Here is a 2821-nt window from a genome sequence, read left to right as displayed (position 1 = left end):
TAATTAATATTTGATTAATAAAGAATATTCTCTGCGTGAAATTATTTATTAAGTTTTCTTACCTAGCTACATGAAACATGTGTAACGCTCTATTTACCTTTACCGTTTATAATTCCATTTCAAGAAAAGTTGCTACATCGTTCCAATCTTTTATTGGAGATTTTTTTTCAAAATCAAATTTTCCAACATTCACATTTGCATCTGGCTCATCTTCATAGAGTGAAAATTCTCGTATTAATCTACCATTTTCGATTACGATAAGCTCTGCATTAAGATCTTCATCGTAGTATGCATATGTGACTGATTGATTCTTTGAAAGAGTCAACCATGATATCACTAGATAACCCAAAAAAAGCTTCTCCCTCGAGGTCTACAAAGTTAGTCCATCTATCATCGCTTGAAGAAACGTGAATTGATTTATCGACATACTCCCCATATTCATTTAATACAAATCCAAGTTCTTCATCTATCCATTCATAATAACGGTTTATTGCTTCTTCTAACGGTAAAGATATTTTAAAACAGCATTCTTTCAATTTGAATTACCACCCTTTTTTTGTTTTCATCATTCTAAATATCTTTTGAGAATAATATTCTGTCTTGACCAATTCCTTCGTAATCAGGCGCTAAAGATACAGAAAAACCCATTGATTTATGGTATGCAATTGATCCTTTGTTAATTGGTGATGTAATGCAGTGTACTTTATTACACCCTAAAATGCGTACCTGTTCAAAAAACAATTCATAAAGTTTTCTAGCTACACCATTTTTCCTTAATTTAGGATGAACACCAACGAAATGGATATAAGCTTGATTTGGATCAGATTGTGAAACAAATCCGATAATAAAGGCAGATAAATGGCCATTCTCTTCAACTATGAAACTTGTAGGTTGAAAATGCTCAAAAAATAGTCGAGGCAACAAATGGGTCATTTGTCTTCCACCCCACCACTCGTTTAAAACATTGATTACTTTATCATAATCCTCCACCGTAATATTCCTAATTTCCATTAATATCCCCACTTCATTGTTATTAATTTACAATATCATAAATTTCCCTTTAATACATTTTTGCGAATATTCTTTAATTTAATATTTCCAATATATATCCGATCGAAATAACTTTGAGGATTAGATTGAAATAAAAATATAGTTAGCCATTATATCAATTTGGCTAACCAACTATTTTGCTTAATTTGTGTTGTCAGTAATTGTACGGAATGAATTTTATTCGTATTTTTTATTTGTACTTATGAAAATACCTTCCTGCCATCTTTGATATCCATATATGATCACTCCTAGTATCGTTGTTGCAATAACATCTAAAAGCGGACTCATATTTAAAAATTCAATTATTTTTCTACTGCCTAAGAAATAATATTCAAACACATATGTATAGAAGATATTCAAAAGTAAATCAGAAAACAGGAACAACCAAAACCTTCCATATGTAAACTTGAATATCCACATTGTAAACACTGGAATTGTTCCATAAAGATAAGAAATATTTCTCAATGGATATGCCGTTTCATAATATACCCACCATTTTACTGTCATCCCTGCTTCAAGAATCAATGCACTCGTAAAAACAGCAAACAAACCGACAGGCATATAACGTTTAACATCTTCCTTTTTCATGAAAAATAACGTTACCCAAGGAAGAATTAAAACACCCCATAAAATGAGTTGATTTGTCATATAACACCTCTTTTTCTCTTTCATTTGCCATACTTTGTTTGCTCTCATTTCCCTTATTTAACAAATGAGATGTTTACAATGTAAAGTAAAAGAATATTATATTGATCCCTCTTTACTCCTTACAAAAACTTTTAATAATTTCATCAATAAATACCCTACAGCTATCCCAGGTATTACCGAAAGAATCGGTAACCAAACAGGACCGAAAGTTATCCCGAATACTTTAAAAGTTGACGAATACATGGTTCCAACGGTCACGAAATAAGCAGCGAATACAAATGGAAGAAAGGAATACCTTTCTTTTCCACCTCCAGCATCTTTCCAAGCATCCCACATAGAGAAAAAATACAGGCATGGGTAAAACATCAACCATTGATAATTTGCATGTGAAATTGCCTGTTCAATTTCCCCGTTAAAACTAGAGATAATGATTTCGTTAAAGTGGGATTGAACATTAACGATAAGTTCCAATATTGTGAGAGTAATCCCTTTTATAAACCTGCCGTTTAAAAATTGACCGAAACCTGGAAACGCAATTGACCATAACAATTTTTCTGTTGGATTTGTCACATTCATTTATTCCTTTGCTTTAATCTCTTCGATTAGTTGATAAAGGTGACTGCTCTACCCTTACGTTAGTGAAGTGGGATTCACTACGTCTTCAGAGATTTTCTGATTTTCTGTTATTTTAGTTGTCTAACGAAAGCAAAAATTTTACGCGCCATTTATTTTTTTATAAAGTTATTCTTCACCAAGTCTCTTCCTATCAATTGCTTTCGGTGGCTGTTCCATCCATAGATTTTTAATCATGATGTCACTCCAATCTTTAGCATACTTTAAATCCTCTAGGATAAATCTTTCATATTGGACAATTAAATCCGATCGCATCGTTGCTCCTAATCCTGCACCATAGTAAGAAATTGCTGTATTAAATAAAAACCCTGTCAAATACATCATTAATTTATCTGAAAATGGTGGTGTTGTGGAGTCAGTTACATCTGAATCCCATGATTGTGGTGCTGGAAGGTTGTCATCTGTTAAAATATGACTAAAAAGCTTAATGTGTTTTGACTTAATATCAAGTCCCTTTTTCAAAATTTCGCGGACTTCTTTAGATTTGGCA

At 32.2% G+C, this 2821-nt stretch carries 5 protein-coding genes; all 5 read right to left on the bottom strand.

Going from position 1 to position 2821, the window contains the following annotated elements; translation table 11 throughout:
• Positions 1 to 106 precede the first annotated feature (106 nt).
• A complete protein-coding gene (locus HU235_RS15005; RefSeq protein ID WP_174880713.1) occupies positions 107 to 349 on the bottom strand; it encodes a hypothetical protein in 243 nt (80 codons plus the stop codon).
• Positions 350 to 570: 221 nt separating this feature from the next.
• A complete protein-coding gene (locus tag HU235_RS15000) occupies positions 571 to 1011 on the bottom strand; it encodes a GNAT family N-acetyltransferase (RefSeq protein ID WP_095300170.1) in 441 nt (146 codons plus the stop codon).
• Between the two features lie 216 nt (positions 1012 to 1227).
• Positions 1228 to 1698 (bottom strand): hypothetical protein, encoded by a 471-nt coding sequence (locus HU235_RS14995; RefSeq protein WP_095300171.1) that lies wholly within the window; start codon positions 1696 to 1698, stop codon positions 1228 to 1230.
• A gap of 96 nt (positions 1699 to 1794) precedes the next feature.
• A complete protein-coding gene (locus HU235_RS14990; protein WP_370877256.1) occupies positions 1795 to 2268 on the bottom strand; it encodes a hypothetical protein in 474 nt (157 codons plus the stop codon).
• Between the two features lie 171 nt (positions 2269 to 2439).
• Positions 2440 to 2821 (bottom strand): DUF3231 family protein (locus HU235_RS14985; RefSeq protein WP_174880711.1); only part of this gene is annotated, 382 nt, incomplete at its 5' end.

It is taken from the genome of Metabacillus niabensis (assembly GCF_902829255.1).
Classification (GTDB): domain Bacteria; phylum Bacillota; class Bacilli; order Bacillales; family Bacillaceae; genus Metabacillus; species Metabacillus niabensis.
This window is presented reverse-complemented; position numbering and strand designations above follow the sequence as displayed.

What these genes read in the sequence shown, in the direction of transcription:
- HU235_RS15000 (WP_095300170.1), bottom strand. Translation starts at nt 1,011, where the DNA reads ATGGAAATTAGGAATATTACGGTGGAGGATTATGATAAAGTAATCAAT.
- HU235_RS14995 (WP_095300171.1), bottom strand. Translation starts at nt 1,698, where the DNA reads ATGACAAATCAACTCATTTTATGGGGTGTTTTAATTCTTCCTTGGGTA.